The sequence below is a fragment of the Companilactobacillus bobalius genome (assembly GCF_009764355.1).
Genome location: NZ_LNUA01000011.1, coordinates 218,081 through 244,665, shown reverse-complemented (window position 1 = coordinate 244,665; position 26,585 = coordinate 218,081). Strand labels below are relative to the sequence as shown.

Here is a 26,585-nt window from a genome sequence, read left to right as displayed (position 1 = left end):
AATTAGAAAATCACTTATTTTTATTAACTTGAAAAAGTAAGTTCATCAGTTTCTTAAAGAATAACTTTCTCTTCTATTGAAAACAACTCTATTTCTAATTTTCAATAACTAACAAAGACATTTTAAATTCATGTACACAAAAAAGAAGATTCAGAAATCAAATCAATTTCCGAATCTTCTTTTATTTGTAATTTCTTCCAGACTCTCAATACCTGTAACATCCTTATTTTAATTTTACTGTCAAAATAATTCTATTACCTACCTATATGTTTTTATAACATTTTTAAATCTACTTAATTAATTATTGGAAATTCCATCAATAGCGCTCCACGTTATTTTCCAGAATAGACACCTGACTTAAGGCCATAACCATTTGCATTCATCAACCATTTTCCTGGTCCTATAAACTCAATAAGAGCATTGTTTCCTAACTTATTAAATCCTGCACTATCAACTCTCTGAAGGATCGTATGAAACAAATACTTGATAGTATGGATCATTCATATAATTTATGAAATTAAGTTCACTAACTTTTTTTACATTGCCTTTATTCTGAGCAGTTAAGGTGAAATTCAATACATCATTTATTTTATTTTTACTATCACCTCTAGAACTCTCCGTAGTATTTTTAAAATTCTTATCAAAAGATGAACTACTCGGAAAGTTATCCGATTCTACATTAAATGAAGTAGAAGAGATATCAGTTGAAATCGTTGGCTTAGCATCACCAGGTTTAGAAAAAGCATTCATATCTGTACCAGTGACACTTGTATTTGTTTTTGAAACAGTTCTACCTCTGACAGCAATATCAATTGTTGTGTCATAAGTCAACGTTTCTGCTCCTGTACTAATATACAAATTATCGTTTGAGCGAACTGTCAGTAATCTGCTAGAAGTGTCGTAATCATAGTTAGATTTTAGAACCGAATACGCTGCTTTGCTTCCAAACTTAAGCTTCAACGAACTAAGATCAATATTTAGACCTTCAGGAATATTGATCTTAAATACTAAAGCTCCCCATTTAGCATCTGAATTTCCATTTTGTGCTATCCAGGAAAATGAAACCTTATTATCTACATGATATGTTCCTCCAGTCATTGATCCACTAAGTTCTGGTTCGACTTTATAACTATTGATAACCATTTTAGAATTAGCCGATGATGTCGCTGATCCATCATCATTTTTGGTGACATAATTGTTCCCTTTTAAACCATATGTAGAATAGGCCTCACCGTTCATTTTAATGTAGTGAGGATCATTACTACTTGCATCCAAATAGTTATTCAAAAAGTTTTCATTTGCCAACTGATCCTTCGTTATTCTGCCAGTAAATGTAAATGTATATTGTTTATTAACTAAAGCCGATAAGCTTTTTGCAGTAGCGGTATAATTGCCGTTATTGTCCTTTTCTATATTAAAGTCACTAGTAACATCTGTACCAGCTGAATTTTTAATTTTTAAACTAACATCATTAGAATTTAAATCACTTGGTATCTTAAAATGTAAAACATAATTATCTAAATGAGTATCACTTGGTTGTGATGGAAACGCCTGAACAACATTCCAACTAATCTTATTTCCTTTATCAGAATTATCATTAGTGGTTCCAATTACATCAGGTGAAGCAAGTAGTATTGGAGATGCTGATGTTGTTTGAACATTATAAAAAGCAATCCCATCAAACATATAAAAAGTAACATTCATACTACTACTTGAAGATGTATATAGTTCCGAAAAATTATTATATTTATACTCATATCCACCGAGCTCATTAGCCGTAATAAAAAGACTTCCCTTATTATATGAATTTATATTATAGAGATCTGAATAGCCGGTGCCGACTTGACTACCAGATGCCGTTCTCGCAGAATTAGGTACTCTTCTCCCTTGAAAAACATCAGGATCCATATAAACGGCCTTAGGATAAGATAATTTACCATGATTCATAGTTCCGCTAATTTTCTTCATGGAATCCTTTGTATTAGATTTAACATACATAACATTATTATTAATGTAAGAAAGTGCCGATGCATTAATATTCGTGTACATAAATTTAGCATCATCACCAACAGGTGCCAATGTTAGACGTTGAGTCGCATTTGATACATTAACGTTTCCGTTTAACTTCTTATTCTCCGCAAATAAAGTAAGGATATCCACACTCTGTCCTTTATAATACCCGACATTAGATATACGGTATGTCACTGGTCCCCCGGATCCTCTGACGGTAGGGACTCTTGAACCTTTCAATAAGGATTCCTTTCCGTCCGAATTAACAATGTAATATTTTGTATCTGAAGTCAGAATAGGAGCAAAAGCATATTTACTATCGATAGGCTCATTAACAGAATATATATTTAGATTCTTCAATGTAGGAGAATTATTGTTATCTAATCGTTGACCCCAAGAACCGTTACCGTTAGAGCCAGAAGAAACTCTAGGGTTTCTATCAGGTACAACAATCGTATCAGGATTAGGCAACAAAGAGGCTGCCGAAATCTTTTGATAATCTGAAAAAGAAAGAATTAAAAATATAAGAATAATACTCCAAAAAGGAAAAAAACTTGATTTTTTCAAAGAAATATCCCCCTTTTTTCTATATATGAGGTATTATAAAACAGTTATGTGCATATTTCTCACATTTTAAAAATAATGACTGTTATTTGACATATTTTTTTAGTCCAATCATAGAATGATTTTGCTGAAATTTTCCATACTCTAGATATGAAGATGAGTGATATTTTTAAACTTAGTCTTATTGGTAAAAAAGTGGAAGGTAAATCATCTCTCAATTCTCTCAATGGCTCTAACACATCCCACAAGAATAAAGAAGCCCACAAAATGAGTAGCTTTGAGGCACAAGTCTCTATTACATACGATTTACGACCCAAGTCGGTAAGTTTCCCTTGCTTAGACATAATAAATAGGCCCCGATACTCAAAGAATGAGAATATCGGGACCTATTTTTTAAGATATTTTTCAAATTTTAATATTAATTATTCTATAAACTATCCGTAGCTGTCCAAGTGACTGTACTTGTATATTTTCCAGGATAATCAACACCGTTACTTCTTAATTTTATTTTTTGAGGTCCATTTATCAAATCTAAAATCGTCGATCCTCTATAATCATCTGTACTCTGTTGTTCTCTAATTAGTGAATCAGTATTTGTGATATTGATAATGTTATTATTGTCATTTAACTCTAGGCCAAGGTCATCACTACTTATTTCCCTTTGACCTGATTTAAAGTTAGATGCTCTAGCCATCAATTTCCAACCATTAACATGTGATGGATCTCTATCATCATTAACAGTTACATTAAATTTTTTGGATGCCGGTGACTTTATCACCGGAGTATATGCAGGAATAACTCCAAAATCCAAATTCTGAGTAACGTCGAGAGATAAGGTATTAGTTCCACCTACACTTACAACGGTAGCTGGTAAAAATGTAGCATCATGGAAAACTGTTTCCGAAAATGGAGTAGTATTAGCATTTTTATCAGTCAAGTAAATGACAATCTTATCGTCATTTACTATTCCAGAAATATTATTTATTTTCCAGTTCCCATTACTGTCAACTGTCGTGGCATTTGAATAAACCGTATCTGCACTACCATTATGATGGATTATCTTCCAACTTAATGACGTTCCTGGTTCACCTGTACCTTCTAATTCTTTAGACCACTGAGAAATCATTTTTACATTATTTTTTATTACTACTGGATCAGGTGGCGTCTTATCTATGACCGTTTGTTCTTTATATTGATTATATTTCGTATTGCTCATATCAGTCTTTATAGCATTAACAGAATTATAATCCGGATCATTTCTCCACAATTTTAAAATTTTTATCTTGGTACCTGGTTCTAGATATTTTGTACTGGAACCAAAGTTACTAATTGGTATCTTAATAGCACCATCAATCGTTGATGTACTGTATTCATAATATTTTTGGTTCTGAACAGATGTCCCAGTTGCAGTTTTAGTTGTTCCATCTGGATAAGTTAATTGAACCTCAGCATAAACTTCATTGTCATATGAAGGGCGATATGCATTATTCTCAGCGGGCATTAATGTTGGTACCCAAACATATGAATCGGCATTGGTAGGCTGGTCAGGGGCATTTTTTACTTGAGCAGGTGCTGTATTAGCCGTCATCCTTCCCAATTTCGATAAACCTGAATTATTTACTAAGAATTCTTTAAAATCAGCATCAGAAGTAGTAGTAGTAAATTTATTGAAATTAACTCCTGAATAAGTAGCATTAACATATTTCCAGCTCTTAGTAGGAGATTTTTGAACATTTGATGTACTTAACCATACAGATAGTGGAATATTACCATGATTAAATTGGCTAGTATCCGAACAATTGAATAAAGTCCCCCCTATTCCTGTTCCAATGGAAGCAGTATTCATAAAATCAAAATATCTAGGTACCCCCATATTAAAATTTAATATATTTGCAGAATAGAATATTGCGTTGCCAGGATAATACCCTCGTGCTACAAAAGAAGTCCCATCACCGGCTGTCATGTCGATTCTTGATAATGAAGATATAGCTGGTCCATTGTTCGCACTAATGAGAACCTGAGAGTCTGTACCACTTAATTTGAAAGAGTTCGAATTTCCGCCACCAGCATAATATATTCCTTGTCCGTCATTATCTCCAATTCCCGGACCCGAACTAGTTGAATTATTTATACAATCAAATTCAGCACCATTGCTTACCGAAATATTATTACCTCCACCATACATACGGATTCCATATGTATTAACAGTTCCATTTTGATTAATTGAAACTTTAGCATGATTTTTTATATCAAATGTCATTTCTCCCGTCCATGCAAACCTAATAACAGCATTATTATAATCAGCTGTTCCTGAACGAGAAACATTTAATTCAGTACCTTCATCAGAAACATCAAAAATACTTCCTACTCCAGATTCCGTTATGGCAGCTCCATTAGGGTTATTTACTGTAAATTTAGAATTTGTTGATAATATAATCTTGGTATTCGTTCCAAAAAGATAAATGGGAGCATTAAAATCCCCCTGATTTGTTTTATCAACATTTACGTTTGAATTGTTAGTCATTTCAAGTACCATACCAGTTTGAGTATTAGTTCCACTCGTACTGATAAAATAATTTGAAGTTCCCGAGGCGTAAGTTGATTTAACTGTTGAATTATTTATATTGATATTTTTCGAAATACTATCAGATGTAGAACTATAATAAAAACTCCTAGAACTATCTGTAATTGTCGAATCTTTGATAGATAGATCTCCACCTGACGATCCTCTAAATCTAATCGTAGGAGTGGAACTTGTATTTTGCGTTACATAGTTGGCATTAGTAAAAGTCAAATTGGTATAAATATTATTATTGTCTAAAATTGAACCAGTTAAAGAACCTATACCTGAAAATATAATTCCAGCATTTGAACTAGATCTTAGCATTGCTGATCCAGTTGAATTAATTGATGCATCAACAAAATTAATCTGATAATTGTTAGTATTCAGATATCTACTAGCCATATCTATACTGTGTCCGTTAAAAGCAACAACCTTATCATTTTGAAAACTAACCTTATTATCAGCGGCCTTTAGGTCTACGCCAATAATTATTTCCCCTACCGATGTATTATTAGCGGCATCAATAAAATCCTGCCAACTATTGACAGTAACAGAACTCCCCTTAACATCTAACACCGGAACACTGGATATCGATTGCACCCTAAAATTTTTCAATGTAGCATTTATTTGTTTATTTTTTAAACTGAATTCTCCTGAATTATTTATTTGATTTAAAAAGTCTGCTTTATAAGGCTGAGATACCCCAGTATCATTAGAATCATCGGATAAATTACTGTTTAAATTTAATGATTGAGATATTTCGTTATCTGAACTATCCGCTTTTACAAATGTAGTATTCGTTATTAAACCAATTAGGAATATTGATAAATATATCAGAAACAAATTCAATTTATTGCGATGTAAATTTTTTATAAAAAACATGTGATGACCCCCTCATCAGAAATTCCATATGATATCAATCAATGGATTCCTACTGGCAATCTGAAAAAAGAGATATTAAAAACATAACGAAAGAATCTAAAAATAGAAAAAAACTTGATTTTTTCAAAGAAATATCCCCCTTTTCTCTATATATGAGGTATTATAAAACAATTATGCGCATATTTTCAATATTTTAGAAAAAATGACTGTTATTTGACATTTAATTTAGTCTTATCGTAGGGGAGCTTAAGGCTTGAGGTGTATGACTACTATGGCTAAAAGTTACAATGATTTTATTAGACAAAAAAGATTAAGCAAGGGATTAACAATTGAACAGCTTGCCGAAATTTCTCATGTTTCTAGATATACAATCTCAAGGTTGGAACTGGGAGAATCAGGTAGCATATCCTTATCTAAGTTGGAAAAAATTGTCCACGCTCTAGATATGGAGATGGGTGATATTTTTAAACACAGTCTCATTGATGAAAAAACTGATAATTTCTTTAAATTTATGAATACAATGAATCTGAAAGATCGCCAATCTTATGTAGATTTATTCATGGAAATAATCGGCTTCGTTGATGATAAATAAATTGGTTATAAAAAAACAGTAACTAACCGTAGTTAGTTACTGCTCCCTTACTTATTTTTGACGATAAACATATTTATCCAATATACATGCCTAGTATTAGATAAATTATGAAAAAGAAAAAAAGCCAGCTATATCAAGGTATAAATTACCTGATATAGCTGACTCTTATTTGCTTTATGGAGGTGAGGGGAATTGAACCCCTGTCCAAGCGTAATGCTATGCAAGCCTCTACACTCATAGTTGTATTATTTAAAGTTTCGCCACTATGAACGCCATACAACCCGGCTAGCCACAATGACTATTCCGACAATCTCTTTTTAACTATTCAGAATGCGTAGTTAAACGTAGCCCAATATTTTTGAGACCCATTTCCAGCCCTTGGGCGAAACTAGAATGGATCACGCTTAGACTGTTTTTAGGCAGCTAATGCGTAGTTATTATTATTTTTTGCAGTTATAATAAACTGTGCGTTTTAAAGGGACGCAAGGCCCTAAGTGCAACTCACACGCTACTACACATGTCGAATCCAGAACACCCCCATTAGTGTTCACAGTCTATACTATCGAATTTTGTTTTATTTAGCAAATTATAAGTTTATTTATTATGAAAATATTGGTGCATCTAGGATGCTACTTTCAGTAAATACTAGTAAAATACTGAATATAGACGGAGGTATAAACATATTGAATGAAAATGAAAAGAAACCTTTCTATAGAAGAAACTGGTTCTGGATCACGATTCTTTCGATTATTATTGTAGTGTCAGCTACTACCTACATCGCCAACTATTCCTACTATAAAGATGAAGCTGATCAAGCTAATGTGGATCAACGAAAAGATCAATCAGAGAGAAAACAGGCCGAAAAGAATCCTTCTTTGGTTGCTAAATACAATTCCATTAAAACCGGCAAGAATGGCTACTCCAGAAAAGTCATCACTAATCTACTTGGAAATCCTACTGAAACACAAATAATGGATAAAAAAGGAAAAGAAATCACCGCCACATGGAATAAAACTGACAACAACAATCAAGTAATGATTCAAATTACTTTTTTCAAAAACATCGCTAAATCTAAATCCATCCAAGGACTTGATATTGATCGAGAAAATAGTTTGACCCTAGCCGATTTCAATAAACTTAAAAATGGTGACAATTACAACCGTGTTATCTCTGTACTTGGCGATCCTGACGATTATTCTGACATTAATGGAATTAGAACATTAACCTATGTTTCGGACTTATCTGAAGCAGATCCTAGTCAAAATGCTTCAATTGATATTAAGCTATCCGATAATAAAATAATCGCCAAATCACAAGTCAATTTAAAATAAGCCTCTACAAGAGTAGAAAAACTCCTTAATTATTAAGACTAACGGTCTTCATAGATTAGGGAGTTTTTATTTGCCAAAATTGCTTTCAACTTTTCTACAAATGCCAGATGATATTAACAGAGATCAATTACTGTCTAAGGAGATTGCATTGAAAAAAATTATTATAGTGCTTGCCACCATTCTAACCACAATTATTTTAGGCTTCTTTGTTATTCCTGAAATTTCTTACATACTTCAAATAAAAAGTGTTATTAATTCTGAACTGAGCAATGGTAATATTACTTACAAGTCTACTAATCAGAAAATTAAAGATTTCTTACAAAAACATCATTATCAAAAAGTAAAAGATATAACTGAATTTCAAGGTTCAGATGGCAAAAGTGGTTATCTAGTTGCTACCCTGGATAACAAAAATGATTTAGGTATTTTTATATCTTACGAGCACTTCGGTCCCTATTTGTGGAATCCACATATAATTTCCGTTAACCATTTTCCGTCTAATTATTATAACTAATTGTTAACAAGTAATTTTCGATGACCAAAACGCAAAATCACCAAAGACACTGCTAAAATAACAATCGCTACTAAATATAAAAGATTGTAAGAACCATGTTCTACAATCAATCCACCAACTAATGGTCCAATCGCTCTAGCAAAAGTTGAAGACATGCTCAACAAACTTTGATAACGCCCTGCCTCCGATTTTGGTGTCGATTCACTAACCATAGCTGGAATTCCCGGATAAACTAGAGTTTCACCTAAGGTTAAGACAACCATCCCAATAACAAACGCTAAATAAACTTTTGCATTAATAATTGAAGCAAATGCCGCAATAAACAAGATGACTCCAAGTGGTATCTGAATTCTCTTAAACCACGCTTTATTTTCAACCAAACGATTAATTAATGGCAAAACTAAAACAATCACCACTGCATTGATGGTCCACAACAAACTATAACGGCTAACAGGAATCCCTAAATTAGTTAAGTGAGCGGAAATGTTACTGCTCCATTGTGAATATGCCAACCATGATACTCCTAAGAACAACGCAATCAGACCAACTCCTGGTTGTAATTTAGTTTTTCTTACCTTTTTAATCTCATCCTTTGTACCATTTTCAACTACCACTTCTCGATTATTGTAACCAAAGATTACTAATAGGAAAAAAAGCGTTAAGAAGAAAAAATTAGCTACAAAAACCAATGTCATCTGAACTCCAGCAATATAACCACCTAGAGCCGTTCCGATAGCATTTCCTAAATTGGTTCCCATGTAAATTCCATTAAAAAGTTTATAGCGGTCAACATCATCTATCTGCGCCGCAAATGAATTAATGACCGTAAAGGCACTACCAACACCAAATCCTAAGATTGGTAACAAAATCGGATACGCTGGCCAACCATGGTCAAAAATCAAGCCAACCAATGCCAATAATCCAATTAACGTACTGATAATAACCGTTTTATGACCACCCCAACGGTCAAATAATTTTCCACCTAAATAATTTCCTAAAAAGGTTAATATCGAATTGAAAAACAAAACCATCCCAGCGACTGCCAATGACTTGTGCAAATAATTGTGGATAAATATCGTATTGATAGGCCAAATAAAACTAGCTCCGACTGACTCTAAAAAAGCACCCAAAATCAGAGTCTTAGCTGATACTCTTTTCATAATTTCCCCTTAAACACATTATAAAGTTGTGAAAAGTTTATCATCTAAATGCTCATTGTCAACGTATGATATTCTGTAATTAAGGAGGAAGTCAAAATGTCTGATAATAATCCATATTGTCATCAAGGAATGACTTGTTTTTCCAGTTGCCACTGTTCAAGTAAAGATGGAATCTGTCATTGTCCAATGCTTGATGATCAAAAATGTACTTGCAACAGTTATTGTGGCCCTAAAACTCCAACTACAATTTAATTCAAAGAAAAAAATTGAAATAGAATCCAATTCCTTTCAACAAAAAAATCAGTTTAATGTCCCCTTTAATGGTCATTAAACTGATTTTTTATTGATATTTTCTTTATTTAAAACATCTATATAAAAGTCCTAAAAATATTTTACGTGGATACTTTAATTTTAAATACTATCTTCAAAGGTCCAATGTAATTCAGTACTATATTTCCCAGCCGTCGGCAATGTATTTCCAATATAAAGCAGAATTCCTTCGTCTTTTTTCCATCCAATTGATGATATATTATCTTGATCAAAACTCTTAATTAATACATCACTATTTGATAGATTGGTATAATCGTCATTTTGATAATAACGTAATGTCATTCCATCACCTAAAGGTTTTGATTCGGATACCAAAACCTTCATTGCCTTTTTATCTCTTCTTTGATCACTAATATTAATTGTGCTATTAGGTAAATTGTTATCATCTTGACGGTAATATACCTTATTCAGCTGTGAATCTTTAATTGTTCCAAAACTAATATCATTTACCGCAGCATTAAACTTATCATTTACATAGTTTATCGTATGTTTACTTGCACTCTCTTGATAGACCGAACCTCCATAATCATCACCATAATAATAGGGAACTGATTCAAATTTTTCCGCATCAGTTACTCCCGATACTGTTGCATCTATTTTTAATGAATGTGACTGTGCGTTCTCATTAAAATCTATTCCATTAATGATAATATAGGATTCCTTCTTATCTGAGCTGTTATAAACAGTATAATTATCTGAATCTACTTCTTTTCCATCTAATTCAACATTATTTACAAGTGTCCCTTTATGAACAGGAACTACATAACTTCCATTAGTCAAAATCGAATTTTTATTATTATTTTTTAAGTTGAATTCATATGAAATATTATCGTTATTAGTTACCTTATTTAAGGTATCGGAAGTATTACTACCATCATCATAAGTATTATTAATAACTTTAGTAGAGATCGAAAGATCTGGATTATTTTTAACCGTCAATGTTGCCTTATTAGTAGTTAAACTATCCGTTTGAATAAAGCCCAATAAAGAGACGGTTATTTGAGCCTGATACTGTGTCCCATTGTCATCCATAGTCGTTTTGGGGATAGTATAATCAACATAATCTTTGTAATTGCTACTGTTACTTGTCGCTACAGTGGTTTTGTTTCCGTCTTTATCATACTTATACCATTTAATCTGAATACTCCCACTTGTATTCGAATTAGTTCCATCTATATTACCATGCATACTAAACGTTGCCGATTGTCCAACATCAACTGTCTGATCATCAAGTCCACCACCAACTCTGACATCAGTATAGCCACTCGTAGTTGATCCGTCGGGATTTTGCATTTTGGCAGTTACTCTAACCGTACCAACAGCACCACTTTTTGCTATTAATTTATTCGTTGTTCCACCATTTTCAGTATCTTCCTCAAAATTAGCTATTTCAGGCTTATCAACTGAATAGGTTATTTTACCGGTTGCATCCGTTGGCGTCGGATATGCATGAATAAAAGTATAATTTTGTGATAAATCTGAATCTGATTCATTATATATATATTTATTGTCAGCGCTTACTTTGAGGCTGGTGGCATTTACCGGATCCTTAACATGTACAGCTGTTACCTTAGAATATATGTGGGTTTTTAAATAAGGCGTGAGTAAAGTGTAATATTGTGTATCGAGCTGATACCAGGTCGTTCCTGAACTCTTAGGAGTTATTGGAAAATTCATACGGTGACCGCCATCAGATTCCGAAACACTACTCCAGTTCTCACCATAGTCTGTCGATTTATACCATCTATAATGTGGCGAATCAACTGGTCCAGTTAAGACTGTCCAAATGGATCGACTTGCAGAAGTATGAACTACAATTGATTGCCCCACTTGAGTATAATAATCAGTTTCTGGCTGTAACGAGTAACCATTAGAAAACCAAATACCTAAGAAAACAATTGGATCCGAAGTTGGAGTTGCATATGGTTTAACAGTTTGATCATCAGCTTTAACAGTTAGTGAATCATTCTTAATATTGACAAATGAATAGAATATTATCACCAATACTAAAATCAAGCCAAGCCTAACTTTGTTAAATTTTTTCGTCATTATATATCCTTTCTAATTTGACCATTAATATAATATAATAATTTTTTAAATTCATAAAACAATATTACTCAAAATTAACTAAAAAATTACACATATTTTGTATTTTAATGAATATTATTATAAAAAGACATACAAAAAAAACAGACATCTATCGAATTTATAGTACGCGCCTATAAATTCCAACGGATGTCTGCTCTATTTTTCCACTGTCAACTCATGTAAAGTTTGTCCCGATGGTGACTTTAATTGTAGCCAGCCATTAGTTCCTGCAAAATAGAGAAATGTTCCAACTTCATTAACACTTCGTAAAACAATATCTTTTGTCAAAACATTGTCATGTAATTCCTTCTCATGTTCCTGTCGCAATCGTAAGCCAAATCTGCCAGCAAAACCAATCACACCAGATTTAGTCAATGGTGCCTGACCAACCAATATAGCCCCAGATTTAACTAAGAACTGGCTACGTTTTTGCCAATAAACCGTCGCTTTACTACCCTTATAATCAATTTTGAAAGGTACATCTGCTAAGGAAGCCATAAATTTGTGACGTGGTTTAACCCTTTTAACTGGAGTAGTTCTTAAACCAAAAGCAGACAGGATTGGCAACACATTCTGCCAATATTTTTCGTACAACTGTAGTGAAACCTGTGAAATTTGCATCTTATACTCAGCATTGATCTTATAACCCGATTGCACCATATGTTTAGTCAGGAAATAAAAGAAGTCCGTAACGATAAAGTTTTCCGGTACCACAATTTCAATATAGCTCGTAGCGGCCTCGGTATTGTCCAGATCTCCAATTCCTAATCCAATAATCTCACGGTTCTGCATTATCAAGAAGATTGATTCCTTACTGTATTCCTCAGGCTTCGTGAAATAATAATTAATACTTCCCAAATCCTTTAAATCTATGGTTATCTTTTGATCCGAATAATTTCCAGTGAAATCCGTCATGACCAAATCCTCCACAATTTATTAACATACAATAAATAAATCTTACCACAATATTATTTCTCTTGATGGTATGTTATCATTTACATATGTTAAAAATAACATATGTAGGAGAGAAATATGTCACAACTAAAAATCATTGCTCCTGATCTCTTAAACGAATCACAAAAAATTCTAAAGTTGCTTAGCAATCCAACTAGAATTCAAATGCTCAATATTTTGGAACAAAAAGAAATGAACGTCAGCGAGCTCGTCGAATTATTAGGCGTCGAGCAGTCAGTCATTTCTCACCAACTAGCTCTTCTTAAAAATTATCAACTAGTAAGCTCCCATCGAGTCGGAAAGGCTAATTATTATCAATTAGATGATCCTCATATTTTAGATGTTATTAATGAAACTCTAGAACACGCTGATCACGTTATGCGAGGTAAAAAACATGGTGAATAAACTAGATTATGTTAAAAAGAGTCTTCAAATAGAATATCTCTCAACTATTTGGATGGCCTTCGAATTTATTGTTGGTTTCTATTCTGGAATAAAAGCCGGTTCAATTCTTTTAATTGCTTTCGGTTTAGATAGTTTTTTAGAAATCATTTCTGGAAGTACCTTGATTTGGCGTTTAAAAAAAGAATTCAATAATGATTCGGTTGAACAAATCGAAAATGCCGAGAGAAAATCTTCTTTAATCGTTGGTAGCGTATTATTACTGCTATCAGCCTACGTTGTCGCCGTATCATTCTTTAATTTGATTACCCATCAAGCCGCTGACACTAGTATTTCCGGTATCTCAATTGCCATAGCATCGGTCCTATTAATGCCATTCTTCACCTTCAAAAAACGTTCTTTAGGTAAAAGTATTAGTTCTGACGCACTAATTGAAGACGGAATGTGTAATATCACCTGTGCATACATGGCAGGAACTGTACTTTTAGGTGCCATTCTAACTGCCCTCTTTGGTCTATGGTGGGTCGATTCAATTGCCGCCCTAGTATTAGTCTACTTTATCGCAAACGAAGGCTTGGAATCATTCAAAAATGGTTTAAATAAACATTAAATTAAATTTAATGTTTATTTTTTTTAGTGTTTCCTCTATTTTATATAAATATCTATATAAATATGAGGCTGAAAAATTAATCAAAATATCAATTATTCTTTTCGATATAGTATTATAATTACTGTGAATAATAGTATTTACGGGAGGAATTTATTATGAAGAGATTTAAATCTATCAATTTTTATTTGATGTTTTTCTTATAACTTTCATTCTCATACTATTGCTTCCCGTCACGAACGTACACGCAGCTGATCCTGACACCCAAACAAGTTATGATAAAGATATTACTTGGAATTCGGGTACATCCTCAGTAAATTCTTATCAACAATTGGAAATTGCTCCTGGAATTAGTCTAGGTTATGCTTTTGGTTTGACTCAAGATACAAACGGTAACGTAAAATCCATGTCTGATAATACACTTAATCAACCATCAGATACTCAAGGAGGTAACAATATTTACCGTTCAAAAATCAATATTTTTCTAAATGATAATGGAAAATATGTTGGTTCAGTCTTCCAGGGCTCTCATACTAGTACTACTTCATCAGTTAATACGGATCAAGTATCATCCACTTCACCAGATTTTTTAATTGCACCACTTAACACTAGTTTCGGACTTAGTGGTCTAACCGCTAGTAAGTATGCGCTTTTGGGCAGTAGTACTATTGGCCAACCCTCAACTGCATATATGCAAAATAAAAAATTCTATATTGGTAAAGATTCTAACGGACACGCTGCTTACAAGATTGTTGGTGACTTTGTAAGAGGAACTGGGACAGGCAATAATGTTTTTGATTTAAAGGCAGAAATTGTTTTACGCGCTTCGCCAACTAATTCTGCCATCATTCAAAGAGAGTTATTTTTAACCAATAATTCTAGTCGAACACAATCATTCCAGGTTCTATATGGTGAGGATACTAAATTAAGTGATAACGACCGTGTTCTAATAAAAGATTTGGGAAATTCTAACGGTCTATTCATTGAAGATGGTTCCTACAAATTAATGGTTACTAATGAAACTCCGGACGGATTCAATTACTACGCTGGTCAAACATTTAGTAGTAGCGGTATGGATTGGATCAAGGGGTTCGATTCTAAAACCGGAGCCGGTGCTGAGTCAAAGAACTACAAATACGGAGATCCAATAACTGGTACTGCAGCACTTAGTGACTCCAGTTATACTCTAAAGTGGGATCCAACTACCTTAGATCCTGGTGAAACTGCGCACTATGGCTCAACAATGGGTGTTACTGCTAGTCCCTATGCTCTGCCAGTTGTAAGTAAAACTTATACTAATCAAACTAATAGTACCGGAGTCAACAATATCGGTGATAAATTAAAATTCTCTTTAAAAGTTCGTAATAACGGATATGGAAGTTCATGGACCTATGAAAAGCTTAAGGATACTATTCCTGATGGTTTACAAATTGATCCTAATAGTATTGTTCTAACCTATAATGATGGTACATCAACTCCTATTAATGCTAGTGATTATGATGCTTCAACCAAAACGCTGACCATCCCACCGACATTATCTTTAACTGATGGTCAAGAAGCCACTATTTCATACAATGCTAGTATCACTCGAGATGCCAGTGGAAAAACCATTACGAATACTGCTTACTTCACTGGTCACGATACCAAAACATCAAGTAAAACCTATGATGCTTCGGTAGATATTCCAGTCAAAAAGTCTAAATTTGATTTCACATTTAACAAGTACGTCAAGAACGTTACTAAAGGTGAAACCAATTTTACAACAAGCACTAATGCTAATATTGGTGACATTGTTGATTTCTATATGGTTTATAAAGTATCTGCCGGTAGTGACTCTCTATTAGCTGGTACCAAATTAACCGATGATCTTCCTACTGGACTAGTTTTAGATGGAAAAGTTCATATTAAAGGTCCTAAAGATACAACGCCTTATCAATCTTCTCAAATAAATACTGGTATTAACCAGGTCGATGCTGGGGAAAACGTCACATTGGAATTCAATGCTAAAGTAACCTCTGCAGCAGTTGGTCAAGTAACCAATGTTGCTACTGTTTCTGGCGGAGTGAGCTCCTCAAATGAGACAATCCGTGACATGGTTTCTAACGGTGCTTCAGTTAATATTCAAAAGAGTGACGCCTTTACTGAAGTTCCTAGCCTGATAGATTTCGGCTCAGTTAATGTTTATGGAAAAGAAATGGTTCTTAACAATGTTGCCACTAAAGGTGGATTGATTGTTGCTCATCCCGACGACAATAATTTTAACGTTTCCGTTTCCTATGACAATAACAATACTGATACTCAAATGAAGAATTCCAATAATGAGACTTTGCAGGCTGACGACTCAGGCTTATTATTTATCAGACAAAGAACAAGTAAAGTTACCGATGATGGTACTTGGCAACCTATTACAACTGATGGCGTCCCTATTCAGACAGATAATTTTTCAGGAAGTCAAGATACCTTAAACCTATCTAACTACGTTGGTGCAAATGATTGGCAAATTCATTTAGCTCCGGGTACTTCAGCTGGAAATTACAAAGGCATATTATCGTGGAATTTGATTGAATCGATTTAAGAAAATCTCAAGAAAATTTAAATTTCCTTAAGAAAAACACCACTTCAAAAATAATTTGTTATTCTTATGAAGTAGGAATTAGTTGTTTTTAGTAAAAAAAGGACATTCACAATCGTGAATGTCCTTTTTGCTTTAGATAGCCTTTGATAAGACCCAATCTTTAACATCACCATGGCTCAAGTTAACTTTCTTAACTGAGCGTACGGCAAAATTATTCTTTTTATAAAATTTAACGTTCTTTTGTGTATTGGTTTCCAAAATAATATTGCGGTAACCAATTTTCTTAACATAAGGGCTAATATGATTATTTAGCATCTTACTACCAATTCCTTGACCACGTAAACTTTTATCTACAGCTAAATATTCAACAGCACATTTCTTCTTACCTTTTACTAAATCGAAAAGATCTTCGAATTTAAAGATATCGAATGCATTGAAACCATTGAATCCACTCATAAGAATCTGCGGTATCAACTTCAGACCATCCATTGATAGATAATCCCAGTTGCTTATCTGACGACCTTGATTGAATTCAATTAGAGCAACTGCTCTAGGCTTTCCCTTTCCGTCAGCTCCAACATAAACCAAACCTTTTTTCATGAATACATTAACTTCCAGAGCAAAGTATTTATGCAACAACTTATCAAACTTAGCACTAGATCTGAACTCTTGTTGGAACATGTTCTTAGTTGTGATGTATTCCTTAAATGAATCTACTAGTAAATTTATTATCTGAGGCTTATCACTGTTCAAGCCACTTCGAAAATCCAAAATATGACCTCCTTATTAGTCATACCTAACATATTAATACCATCCATACAAAATGTCCATTTATAAAATCATTTTTAATAAATTTATATGCCAAACGTTATTTTTGTTATATATATTTAATGAAATAGTTAGTTTAAAGTATTAGACATTAATATGGAATCATAGTAAGCTATGAGGTAATGTGAGATTTCAAGTTCATATCTAGCCGATATCTAAGTTCTTCTTAGAATATCGGCTTTCTTATCGTCAACTACTATCAGCAGATGGTAGTTTTTTTGAACTTAAAAATATTTATCATTAGGGGGGAAATATGGGGAAAAACAAGAAATCAATCTATATCCTTGTAGTCAGTAACTTTCTAATCTGTTTAGGAATCGGATTAGTTATTCCAGTTACACCATTTATCAAGAACGAGTTTCACTATACGACATCTCAAATGGGGGTCATGACGTCACTTTTTGCCTTCGCTCAATTTGTCGCCTCACCTATTGTCGGTAAGATGTCGGATAAAGTTGGACGTAAACCGGTAATTGTTATTGGTTTGTTCACCTATGCTATTTCAGAATTCATCTTTGCCATCGCAACTAGTTTACCTATCTTTAACATTTCACGTGTTATTGGTGGTTTATCGGCTGCGATGGTTGTACCAACTTCTATGGCGTTGGGTTCTGATCTAACAACTTTAAAAGAACGTGCCAAAGTTATTGGTTGGCTTTCTGCTGCCTTTAGTGGTGGTTTGATCTTAGGACCAGGACTTGGTGGTATTTTAGCTGGCATCACTTATAAAACACCATTTTACTTTGCTGGTGCTCTTGGTATCATCAGTGCCATCTTTACTTTATTCCTATTAAAGGAAAACAAAGAAGTTCTCGAAGAAGAGGCCTTGGAAGCTGAGAAAAAAGCCCAAGAACAAGGTTCTATCAAATCAATTTTAACTTTACCGATGGTCATGCTCTTCGGAATGATCTTGGTTTCATCCTTTGGTTTGCAAGGATTTGAAAGTATTTATAGTATCTACGTTAACCAAGTTTTTAACTTCGGTTTAAGTACCATCGCTCTAGTTTTAACTCTAAACGGAATTATTTCTTTAATTCTACAAGTTGCAGCTTTCAATTGGATCATTAATAAAATTGGAGAAATGCGTTTGATCAGTATTGCCTTTTTACTAAGTGCCGTCTGCGTCTTCTGGATCACTCAAGCACATTCACACGTCGAAGTCATCGTGGCAACGCTAATCATCTTTTCATCATTTGATTTATTAAGACCTGCTATTACAACTCTATTGACTAAATCTAGCCGTTCCAATCAAGGTCTTATCAATGGTATGAATATGTCATTGACTAGTATCGGGAATGTTATTGGACCACTAATGTCTGGAGCATTAATGGATTGGAATACTCATTATCCGTACTTAGTCGTAACAGTTATTCTGGCTGCATCTTACTTACTAACCTTTGTCGTTAGAAAGCATCCTATCGTACCAGCTGAATAAACAAAATCCTGATCAAATTTAATTGGTCAGGATTTTTTATTACTTAGATTTTCTTTTGATAAAAAACAATACTAATAATTGACATAAACAAACAAAAATAAAGCATCCACCTAAAACAGCTAACGAAACCATTCGTATTGTCGGATTCTGAATAACTCCAGCTCCGTCAATTCTTCTATTTAAAAGATAAATTGCACTAGCAACAAATAGTACTAACCAAGCAATATTAATTCCCCACCAAACTTTCATTCTTATCCCCTTTTCCATAACATCTGATATTCAACTTCATTAGTTGATTCATCAATACCTTCATGATCCACCTTAAACTCATTTTGTAGATAGAATTTTTTAGCCTGGATATTTTTGGCATAAACATCTAACGACAATTCTGAACATTCTTGTTTCAAATAATCTAATAACTTTCTGCCTACTCCACGACTCCGATATTCCTTTTTCACAAAAATTCCAGCCAAATAATTCCCATGTAAACCGGCAAATCCTACAATTTGATTCTTATCAACAAACACATATATATCAGCTTCTTTAAACTGTTCCTTAACAGAATTCAAATTGTCAATCCAATAATTCCTTTGTATAAAAGAATGAGCCTCCAAGTTCCCCTGTAACCAAATATCACTAACAATTTCAATTTCATCTGGTTGCATCTTTCGAATCATATTTGCCATTTCTCCTCAAATTTGCTATTCTTTATAGAAATAATTATACACCGCCGGGTGTCAACTAAAAAAAGTACTCTTATAAATTCCATTAGGCCATAGAAGGAATTTATAGGGGTACTTTATTTTTTTGGAGGAAATTATTATGAATTGGATTTATTTAATTATCGCTGGAATTTTTGAAGTCGTTTGGTCAACCACTATGAAATTAAGCCACGGCTTTACCAAAATCAGTTTCACTATTTACACCATTATTGGCTTATTTCTCAGCATGTTCTTTCTCGCCATTGCAGTTAAGAGAATGCCAATGAGTTTGGCTTATCCTATCTGGACCGGGATTGGAGCTGTTGGTTCCGTTATCATTGGAGTTGTCCTCTTTGGTGACAAATTATCACCACTGACTTGGGTCTTTGTAGCTCTTTTATTAATAAGTATCATTGGTATTAAGATTTCATCTGGTAATTAATACTTGTCTCGTAAGTAAAGTAAATAAGTATAATATCCACCAACTATTAATAACAAAACAGGAACTATCCAAATTGTTCTTACAAATAGCCACTTCTGAAGAAGAGCTGATGATACAGCTCCTAAAGCAAAACCGAGTACTAATTCAAAATAGATCACTGCTGTGGTTACATCACTCTTACGACCATGATAAAAATATTCAACAAAGGAAATAACAGCTTTTTTCAAATTACCTGTTGAAAAGACATTATTATATCCCATACCTTCAATTTGACTGAAGGCTACATTTTGCATCGCCATAACAAATGCTAGTGGTGGCACAATATAGATATTAGAAATTGTCTTAGGCATAAACCCAACAATTACACAGACCACGAACTCTACAATAAGGCTGGTTAAGCGCCAATAATGACTACGATTATTTTTATGTTTCATAATTTCAACGGTTATAATTCCTAAAACAAAGAACAACATTGTAAAAATTTTGGTCATAATCCCTGGTAAATTTTGCCGTGCAATATCTACACTGAGGAAAACAATATTACCCGTTTGACCTGCTGCTAAAACTCGACCGCGTTGAACATACGTATAAGCATCAATAAAACCACCAATAAATGTTAAGCCGATGGCTATCTCTTTTAATTGGAATAATTTAAAACTTTGATATCTTTTCATCTGTAACCTTCTTTTTATGACAATCATAATTTTATCAAAAAATAAGATAGTTTGCTTATTCCTTCGCCTTAATTTAATGACAGCGCAATCATTATGGTATATGCTGTAATTAATTAAGAGAGGATGCGATATTATGTTGTTACCAAAAGATGTTCAAGAAGAAATCAATCATTACAATGAAGAAAGTTTTCAATTACTTCACGATAATCCTTGGCTAATTCCAGCAATCCTAGGTTGCATGACATTACCCGCAGCTGTATGTATTCATGGTTTCTGGAAGAATAGACAATTAAAGAAGCAATTAAAAATCGAACGTGAAAAGACAAGACAACTAAATCTTCAGAATAAACATACTCATTTACTTTCACGTCATCTATAGAAGCGTCACCGTTATTTACGGTGGCACTTTTTTTATGTTTCAACTATGATGGAATATATCACAATAAGGGGAAAATCATGTTAAAAAAGAAATTTATTGCATTCTTACTTTTTTTCACAGTCCTATTAGAATTACCTATTTCATTAACTAACGTGGCTGCAGCGGCTGCACCAAAGGCCAAAGACCTTACCTCGATAACTCAAAGTGTCAATCACGCTTCACCAGAAACACCAATTATTTTTTCACATCGTGGTAGTCCTTATAACAATCCCGATCACTCTTTCAGTGGTTACAATCGTGCTATAAAGGATGGTACACAATATATTGAGCAAGACGTTTGGCTCAGTAAAGATAATAAATTATACGTTTCTCATGATGATAATTTGAAAAAATCAACTGGTTCAAATGTAACAATTTCTAAGTCAACATCTGCTAAATTGGACAAAATTAAACTACGTAATGGTGAAAAACTACATCAGTTAAAAGATGTCTTTAACCGTTATGGTAAAAAAGTTCACTACATAATTGAAACTAAAAAGAATGCTGGCGACAATACTGACACTGAAAAAACACTTGCTAAAGAAATCAAAAAATACAATATGAAGAATAATTTGATTATGCAAGATGAGAGTATCCCTGGTATCAAAGCTTTTCATAAATCATTAAAAAATGTACCTATCCTATGGCTACTAGATTCAGTTACCGAACGTCAATACAGTGAGGAAATTGAAAATGCTCCTCGCTACATCAAATTTATCTCTATTCGTTTGGAACAATGGACACCTAAATTAGTTAAACTGGCCCACAAAAATGGCTTCAAAACTAATGGTTGGATCATCAACACTTATAACGACAATTACAATGCCCTCAATACACTTAAATTAGATAGTGTCTTTACCAACAACACTAAAGAGACCGCTCATCTGATAGATAAATGGAAGTAATAATATGCCCAATCAAAAAACATTTTTAGAAAACATTTGTTATACGCCACTAGTTTTCGGGCGATTCAACAAAAAATTAAATTTGAATTTATCAGAACTCGAAATCAAACAGTTAGTTAATCAAATTATTAGTGCCGACAATACTATTTTTCAAAAAGAAGGAAAAAACTATTATCTTCAACATGAAAAAATTGAACTAGTAATTAATTCTTTTAACTACCGCTTAATTACCGCTAATAGAATATAAAAAAAAACTGAAATCAGATGATTTCAGTTTTTTTTATTTAGAATTCTTGACCATTCTAGGTAAAATAGCAAAAATAACTAATCCAACTAAGAACAATACACTTAATGAAGCTGCTCCAATAGTCGATTTACCAGTTAGTTGTGTAACAATCGCTACAATAAATGGACCCATAACTGCTGAGAATTTTCCTAAAATATTGTAAAAACCATAGAACTCACTACCTGATTCTTTAGGGATAATTTTCCCAAAGTAAGATCTGCTCAAAGCTTGCAAACCACCCTGACTAGTACCCACCAAAATAGCTAAGACCCAGAAATCAAAACTGGATTTTAGATTTAAAGCATACAGACAAATTAAAAGGTAAACTACAATTCCTAAAAGAATACCTTTTCTAGTAGAAGTTTTATCAGCAAACCAACCAAATAGAATGGAAAACGGTACTGCAATTAATTGTACGACTAACATAACAATCATTAATTCAGACGTTTTTATACCGATGTCCATCCCAATAGCGGTTGCCATTGTAAAGATAGTATCGACTCCATCTATATAGAAGAAATAAGCCACTAAGAACCAGGCTACTTGTTTATACTGTTTAATGTGTTTAATAGTTTGAAAAACTCGTTTAAAACTCCCTTTCAAAGGAGATGCTGTTGATTTAACAGAGTATTTTTGAGTAACATTTCTTTGTAGCGGCAAATAAAATACCAACCACCAAAGCGCTGCAATCACAAAGCTCCAATGAGCTATTCCTGTTCCATCTAATTTTCCAAAACCACTAGTTAATTCCAAAACAAGGAACAGTATAAAGGCAATTACCCCACCCAGATACCCATAAGCATAGCCATAAGTCGATATTTTATTCATTTGCTCATCATTAGACACATCAGTCAAAAAACTATCATAGAAAAGATTACTTACTGAGTAACCAATTGCTGACAGAACATAAACTAATAATAGTAAACGCCACTGTGAGGCAGGAACGAAAACTAATCCTACCGTCATCACTATCCCTAACCAACAAAACATGCTTAACAAGCGTTTTTTGAAGTGAGGATAATCCGCTAATGCCCCCAAAAATGGGGCTAATAATGACACTAAAAGTGTACTAAAACTATTGGCATATCCCCAGTACGCCGTAGAACTAGCTGCTGAAACATGATTAGCTGAAGTCATCGACTTAAAATAAACTGGTAAAACGGCCGTCGTAACAATTATTCCATAAGCAGAATTGGCCCAATCATACATGATCCAACTCCACTGCTCTTTATTAATTTTCAAATTGACACTTCTTTTATTCTTTAAAGAAATCATCAATTAACTACCCCCATCCATTTGCGTGAAGAAAACAGATTTATCTAACGCGAAGGAATTATAGCATGGGAAACGTTTTTTACGATACAAGTAAATACAATCGATTTTAATGACAATTATCTGTCCTAATAGCCATAACATAGGCTTTAAAATATTTTGGATTAAAAATAATATCGGTTAATATACAAAAATAGTCCCAATAACTCATAATCAAGTTATTAGGACTATTTTTTTAGTGCTTGAGAATCCGTTTTAATTCATTCTCAACTTATTATTTTTCAATTCCCTTACCAACATACATGTCTTCAAGGATTTGTTTCAATTCAGAAATTAGTGGTTCTTTAGGATTTGTGAATGAGAATTGATCTCCAAATGCTGCTTCTGATAATGCATCAACATTTTCATCAAATTCCTTCTTATTAATATAGTTATCTTTAAGACTTAACTTGATACCAAGTCCATGTGCAAGATCAATAATCTTCTTAACCAAAGCATCCTTCAAAGCTCTGTCATCTTTACCTGACAAACCAATGTATCTAGCAATAGTTGCATAATCTGAATCTGCTCTAAAGCTTTCGTACTTAGGCCACATAGTAATTTTTGTAGGTTGTTCGAAGTTGTAGTTGATTACTTGTGGTAAAGCAATGATTGAAGCCAGTCCATGTCTGATACCATAAACGTTTGTCAAAGCATCTGTAATTGAATGACCAACACCAGCAAAAGCATTACCGAATGACATACCTGCAAGTGTTGAAGCATTATGCATTTCTTCTTGTGCATCCTTATCACCAGTGGCAGCTTTTTCTAAGTTATCAAAGACTAATTTAATAGCTTGTAGTGCATATGGTCTTGTGTAATCTGAGGCCATATTGGCTACATAGGATTCAATAGCATTGTTCAAAACATCCATACCTGATTCAGCAATGATGTCTTTTGGCATTGTTTCAACAAATTGTGAATCAATGATAGCAACATCAGGCGTTAGGGCATAATCAGCGATTGGGTACTTTGTTCCTGTTTGTGTATCAATAATAGAACTAAATGGTGTAACTTCAGCTCCAGTTCCGTATGTTGTTGGAATAGCAACAAATTGTGCTTTTTCAGGCTTAGGGAACTTGTAAGCACGTTTTCTGATATCAATGAATCCTTGTTTTGCACCAAAGAGATCAACATCAGGATGTTCGTAGAACAACCACATATCTTTGGCTGTATCCATTGTTGTACCGCCACCTAATGCAATAATTGTATCAGGTTTGAACAAATTCATTTGAGTAACACCACGTTTTACAACATCTGTTGTTACAATATTATCAACATCAGAGAACATTGAATATTCAACATGGAACTTGCTACGTTTCAATTCATCAGTAATTGTATCAACAAAACCAAGTTGAACCATGACAGGATCACAAACGATAAAGGCTCTCTTCATACCTTCAAGATCTTCTAGATAACGAACTGAAGTCTTTTCAAAGTAAACTCTTGGTTGTTTAATCCATTGCATATTATTTCTCCGTTTTGCGATTGTCTTAATGTTAAGCAAATCAAATGAAGATACGTTATGAGAAATAGAATTCTTCCCCCATGAACCAGTACCAAGAGTAAGTGATGGAATCATTTCATTATAAAGATTACCAATACCACCAATAGCGGCAGGAGTATTTACCAAGACACGACTAGCTTTCATCTTAATACCAAACTCTGTAGCTAAGTCTTCATCCATTGTGTGAATACCAACTGTGTGACCTAAACCACCAAAGTGTAACAATTCATCAGCTTTTTCGAAGCCTTCTTTATGCCCAGCAACTTTATAAACCGAAAGTACAGGTGATAATTTTTCAGCTGAAAGTGGCTCTTCTGGGCCAACCTTTGATAATTCAACACCAAGTACTTTAGTATCAGTGGGAACCTTGATACCAGCTAATTTAGCAATTTCGATAGCTGATTTACCAGCGATAGGACCTTTAACCCCACCCTCTGGTCTAAACATTGCATCAGCTAATTTCTTATAATCTGATTTCTTAATGAAGTAAATCCTATTCTTTTCAAATAGAGATTTAACTTCGTCATAAATATCAGCATCAACGATGGCACTATTTTCAGAAGCACAAACCATACCATTATCAAATGTCTTTGATAAAACAATATCGTTAACAGCACGTTTGATATTAGCAGTCTTTTCAATGTATGCAGGACCATTACCAGGACCAACACCCAAGGCAGGTTTACCAGTTGAGTAAGCAGCCTTAACCATTCCAGGACCACCAGTAGCAAGAACACTAGCAATACCTTCGTTATTCATCAAGTATGATGTTGCTTCAATACTTGGTTTTTCGATCCATTGAATGACACCTTCTGGGGCACCAGCATCAACGGCAGCTTTTAACATAACTTTAGCGGCGGCAACAGAACAATTTTGAGCTTGGGGATGGAAACCAAAGATAATTGGATTACGTGTTTTCATGGCAATCAATGACTTAAACATTGCAGTTGAAGTTGGGTTAGTAACGGGTGTAACACCTGCTAAAACACCAAGTGGTTCAGCAACTTTGATCAAACGATGTTCTTTATCGTCTTCAATAATGCCAACAGTCTTGTCACGTTTGATTGAGTGCCAAATCTCTTCTGTAGCATACATATTTTTAATAACTTTATCTTCAACCATTCCACGGCCAGTTTCTTTATAGGCTAACTTAGCCAATTCAAAACTAGCATTCAATCCAGCAATGGCCATTTGGTGAACAATATGGTCAACTTGTTTTTGAGTAAAACCGTCCATGATATCCAAGGCCTTGTGAGCCTTAGCAACCATAGCATCAATAACTGGTTTTACATCTTCTTTTTCATCTGATTTTGTAGAAACCTTTGTATCTTTGGAACCTTTCAACATCTGATTACCTCCAAGATTTAAAAATCGATATATTTGTTAACTAATTCACGTTTTATCTTATCACTGTACAATCAATGTTCAAGTTATTTTGTTCAAAAAGCTCAAGTAAACGTTTTCACGTTGATATATCAACACCTGCAACTCAAACGATTGTCAAAA

Annotated in this window: 22 protein-coding genes and 1 other RNA gene; 11 read left to right on the top strand and 12 right to left on the bottom strand. The window is 33.7% G+C overall.

Going from position 1 to position 26,585, the window contains the following annotated elements; all coding sequences use genetic code 11:
- Positions 1-450 precede the first annotated feature (450 nt).
- Both ATN92_RS03100 and ATN92_RS03095 read right to left on the bottom strand, forming a co-directional pair.
- The gene (locus ATN92_RS03100) at positions 451-2,577 is read right to left on the bottom strand and encodes an isopeptide-forming domain-containing fimbrial protein (protein ID WP_056951726.1); all 2,127 of its coding nucleotides are present in this window, start codon (positions 2,575-2,577) and stop codon (positions 451-453) included.
- A gap of 424 nt (positions 2,578-3,001) precedes the next feature.
- Positions 3,002-6,019 (bottom strand): hypothetical protein, encoded by a 3,018-nt coding sequence (locus tag ATN92_RS03095; protein WP_056951724.1) that lies wholly within the window; start codon positions 6,017-6,019, stop codon positions 3,002-3,004.
- Positions 6,020-6,290: 271 nt separating this feature from the next.
- Between ATN92_RS03095 and ATN92_RS03090 the strand changes: the two genes are divergently transcribed.
- On the top strand, positions 6,291-6,611 hold the full coding sequence (locus ATN92_RS03090; protein ID WP_025086035.1) for a helix-turn-helix domain-containing protein: 321 nt from the start codon (positions 6,291-6,293) through the stop codon (positions 6,609-6,611).
- Between the two features lie 174 nt (positions 6,612-6,785).
- Here ATN92_RS03090 and ssrA read toward each other — a convergent pair.
- Positions 6,786-7,150: a transfer-messenger RNA gene (ssrA, locus tag ATN92_RS03085) on the bottom strand.
- 144 nt (positions 7,151-7,294) lie between these two features.
- Here ssrA and ATN92_RS03080 point away from each other — a divergent pair.
- Positions 7,295-7,942, top strand: coding sequence for a DUF3862 domain-containing protein (locus ATN92_RS03080; protein ID WP_056951721.1), 648 nt, complete (start codon positions 7,295-7,297; stop codon positions 7,940-7,942).
- Positions 7,943-8,012: 70 nt separating this feature from the next.
- Positions 8,013-8,456, top strand: a complete 444-nt coding sequence (locus ATN92_RS03075; protein WP_056951720.1) for a hypothetical protein — start codon at positions 8,013-8,015, stop codon at positions 8,454-8,456.
- On the opposite strand, the gene ATN92_RS03070 is transcribed toward ATN92_RS03075, so the two are convergent.
- The 3 genes from ATN92_RS03070 to ATN92_RS03060 form a co-directional block, all read right to left on the bottom strand.
- Positions 8,453-9,616 (bottom strand): MDR family MFS transporter, encoded by a 1,164-nt coding sequence (locus ATN92_RS03070; protein WP_056951719.1) that lies wholly within the window; start codon positions 9,614-9,616, stop codon positions 8,453-8,455. The two genes, ATN92_RS03075 and ATN92_RS03070, sit on opposite strands and share 4 nt — an antisense overlap.
- A gap of 411 nt (positions 9,617-10,027) precedes the next feature.
- Positions 10,028-11,995: a hypothetical protein gene (locus ATN92_RS03065; RefSeq protein WP_056951718.1), complete on the bottom strand. Its 1,968-nt coding sequence runs from the start codon at positions 11,993-11,995 to the stop codon at positions 10,028-10,030.
- A 195-nt stretch (positions 11,996-12,190) separates the two neighbouring features.
- Positions 12,191-12,949, bottom strand: coding sequence for a hypothetical protein (locus ATN92_RS03060; protein WP_056951717.1), 759 nt, complete (start codon positions 12,947-12,949; stop codon positions 12,191-12,193).
- A 117-nt stretch (positions 12,950-13,066) separates the two neighbouring features.
- On the opposite strand from ATN92_RS03060, the gene ATN92_RS03055 reads away from it, so the two are divergent.
- The 3 genes from ATN92_RS03055 (at position 13,067) to ATN92_RS03045 (ending at position 16,572) form a co-directional block, all read left to right on the top strand.
- The gene (locus ATN92_RS03055; protein WP_056951716.1) at positions 13,067-13,393 is read left to right on the top strand and encodes an ArsR/SmtB family transcription factor; all 327 of its coding nucleotides are present in this window, start codon (positions 13,067-13,069) and stop codon (positions 13,391-13,393) included.
- The gene (locus ATN92_RS03050) at positions 13,383-14,000 is read left to right on the top strand and encodes a cation efflux transmembrane domain-containing protein (RefSeq protein ID WP_056951715.1); all 618 of its coding nucleotides are present in this window, start codon (positions 13,383-13,385) and stop codon (positions 13,998-14,000) included. The genes ATN92_RS03055 and ATN92_RS03050 overlap by 11 nt, the downstream gene beginning before the upstream one ends.
- A 220-nt stretch (positions 14,001-14,220) precedes the next feature.
- Positions 14,221-16,572: an isopeptide-forming domain-containing fimbrial protein gene (locus ATN92_RS03045; protein ID WP_056951714.1), complete on the top strand. Its 2,352-nt coding sequence runs from the start codon at positions 14,221-14,223 to the stop codon at positions 16,570-16,572.
- 132 nt (positions 16,573-16,704) lie between these two features.
- On the opposite strand, the gene ATN92_RS03040 is transcribed toward ATN92_RS03045, so the two are convergent.
- Positions 16,705-17,343, bottom strand: coding sequence for a GNAT family N-acetyltransferase (locus tag ATN92_RS03040; RefSeq protein WP_056951713.1), 639 nt, complete (start codon positions 17,341-17,343; stop codon positions 16,705-16,707).
- A gap of 310 nt (positions 17,344-17,653) precedes the next feature.
- Between ATN92_RS03040 and ATN92_RS03035 the strand changes: the two genes are divergently transcribed.
- The gene (locus ATN92_RS03035; RefSeq protein ID WP_056951712.1) at positions 17,654-18,835 is read left to right on the top strand and encodes an MFS transporter; all 1,182 of its coding nucleotides are present in this window, start codon (positions 17,654-17,656) and stop codon (positions 18,833-18,835) included.
- Between the two features lie 39 nt (positions 18,836-18,874).
- Here the strand turns inward: ATN92_RS03035 and ATN92_RS03030 are convergent, their stop codons facing one another.
- Positions 18,875-19,084, bottom strand: a complete 210-nt coding sequence (locus tag ATN92_RS03030) for a DUF3923 family protein (RefSeq protein ID WP_056951710.1) — start codon at positions 19,082-19,084, stop codon at positions 18,875-18,877.
- Positions 19,085-19,086: 2 nt separating this feature from the next.
- Entirely contained in the window at positions 19,087-19,512 is a 426-nt protein-coding gene (locus tag ATN92_RS03025; RefSeq protein WP_056951709.1) for a GNAT family N-acetyltransferase, read from the bottom strand.
- Between the two features lie 145 nt (positions 19,513-19,657).
- Here ATN92_RS03025 and ATN92_RS03020 point away from each other — a divergent pair, with 145 nt between their 5' ends.
- Complete coding sequence (locus ATN92_RS03020) at positions 19,658-19,978, top strand: DMT family transporter (RefSeq protein ID WP_056951708.1); 321 nt, start codon at positions 19,658-19,660, stop codon at positions 19,976-19,978.
- On the opposite strand, the gene ATN92_RS03015 is transcribed toward ATN92_RS03020, so the two are convergent.
- The gene (locus ATN92_RS03015; protein ID WP_056951707.1) at positions 19,975-20,652 is read right to left on the bottom strand and encodes a YoaK family protein; all 678 of its coding nucleotides are present in this window, start codon (positions 20,650-20,652) and stop codon (positions 19,975-19,977) included. The genes ATN92_RS03020 and ATN92_RS03015 overlap by 4 nt on opposite strands.
- 133 nt (positions 20,653-20,785) lie before the next feature.
- On the opposite strand from ATN92_RS03015, the gene ATN92_RS03010 reads away from it, so the two are divergent.
- The 3 genes from ATN92_RS03010 (at position 20,786) to ATN92_RS03000 (ending at position 22,222) form a co-directional block, all read left to right on the top strand.
- Positions 20,786-21,031, top strand: a complete 246-nt coding sequence (locus ATN92_RS03010; RefSeq protein ID WP_056951706.1) for a hypothetical protein — start codon at positions 20,786-20,788, stop codon at positions 21,029-21,031.
- Between the two features lie 77 nt (positions 21,032-21,108).
- Positions 21,109-21,975: a glycerophosphodiester phosphodiesterase gene (locus ATN92_RS03005; RefSeq protein WP_056951705.1), complete on the top strand. Its 867-nt coding sequence runs from the start codon at positions 21,109-21,111 to the stop codon at positions 21,973-21,975.
- 4 nt (positions 21,976-21,979) lie between these two features.
- Positions 21,980-22,222 carry a DUF3781 domain-containing protein gene (locus ATN92_RS03000; RefSeq protein WP_056951704.1) on the top strand — a complete coding sequence of 81 codons (243 nt, stop codon included), beginning with the start codon at positions 21,980-21,982 and terminating at the stop codon, positions 22,220-22,222.
- Between the two features lie 33 nt (positions 22,223-22,255).
- On the opposite strand, the gene ATN92_RS02995 is transcribed toward ATN92_RS03000, so the two are convergent.
- Positions 22,256-23,503, bottom strand: coding sequence for an MFS transporter (locus tag ATN92_RS02995; RefSeq protein ID WP_056951914.1), 1,248 nt, complete (start codon positions 23,501-23,503; stop codon positions 22,256-22,258).
- 304 nt (positions 23,504-23,807) lie between these two features.
- Positions 23,808-26,426, bottom strand: a complete 2,619-nt coding sequence (gene adhE, locus ATN92_RS02990; protein ID WP_056951702.1) for a bifunctional acetaldehyde-CoA/alcohol dehydrogenase — start codon at positions 26,424-26,426, stop codon at positions 23,808-23,810.
- Positions 26,427-26,585 lie beyond the last annotated feature (159 nt).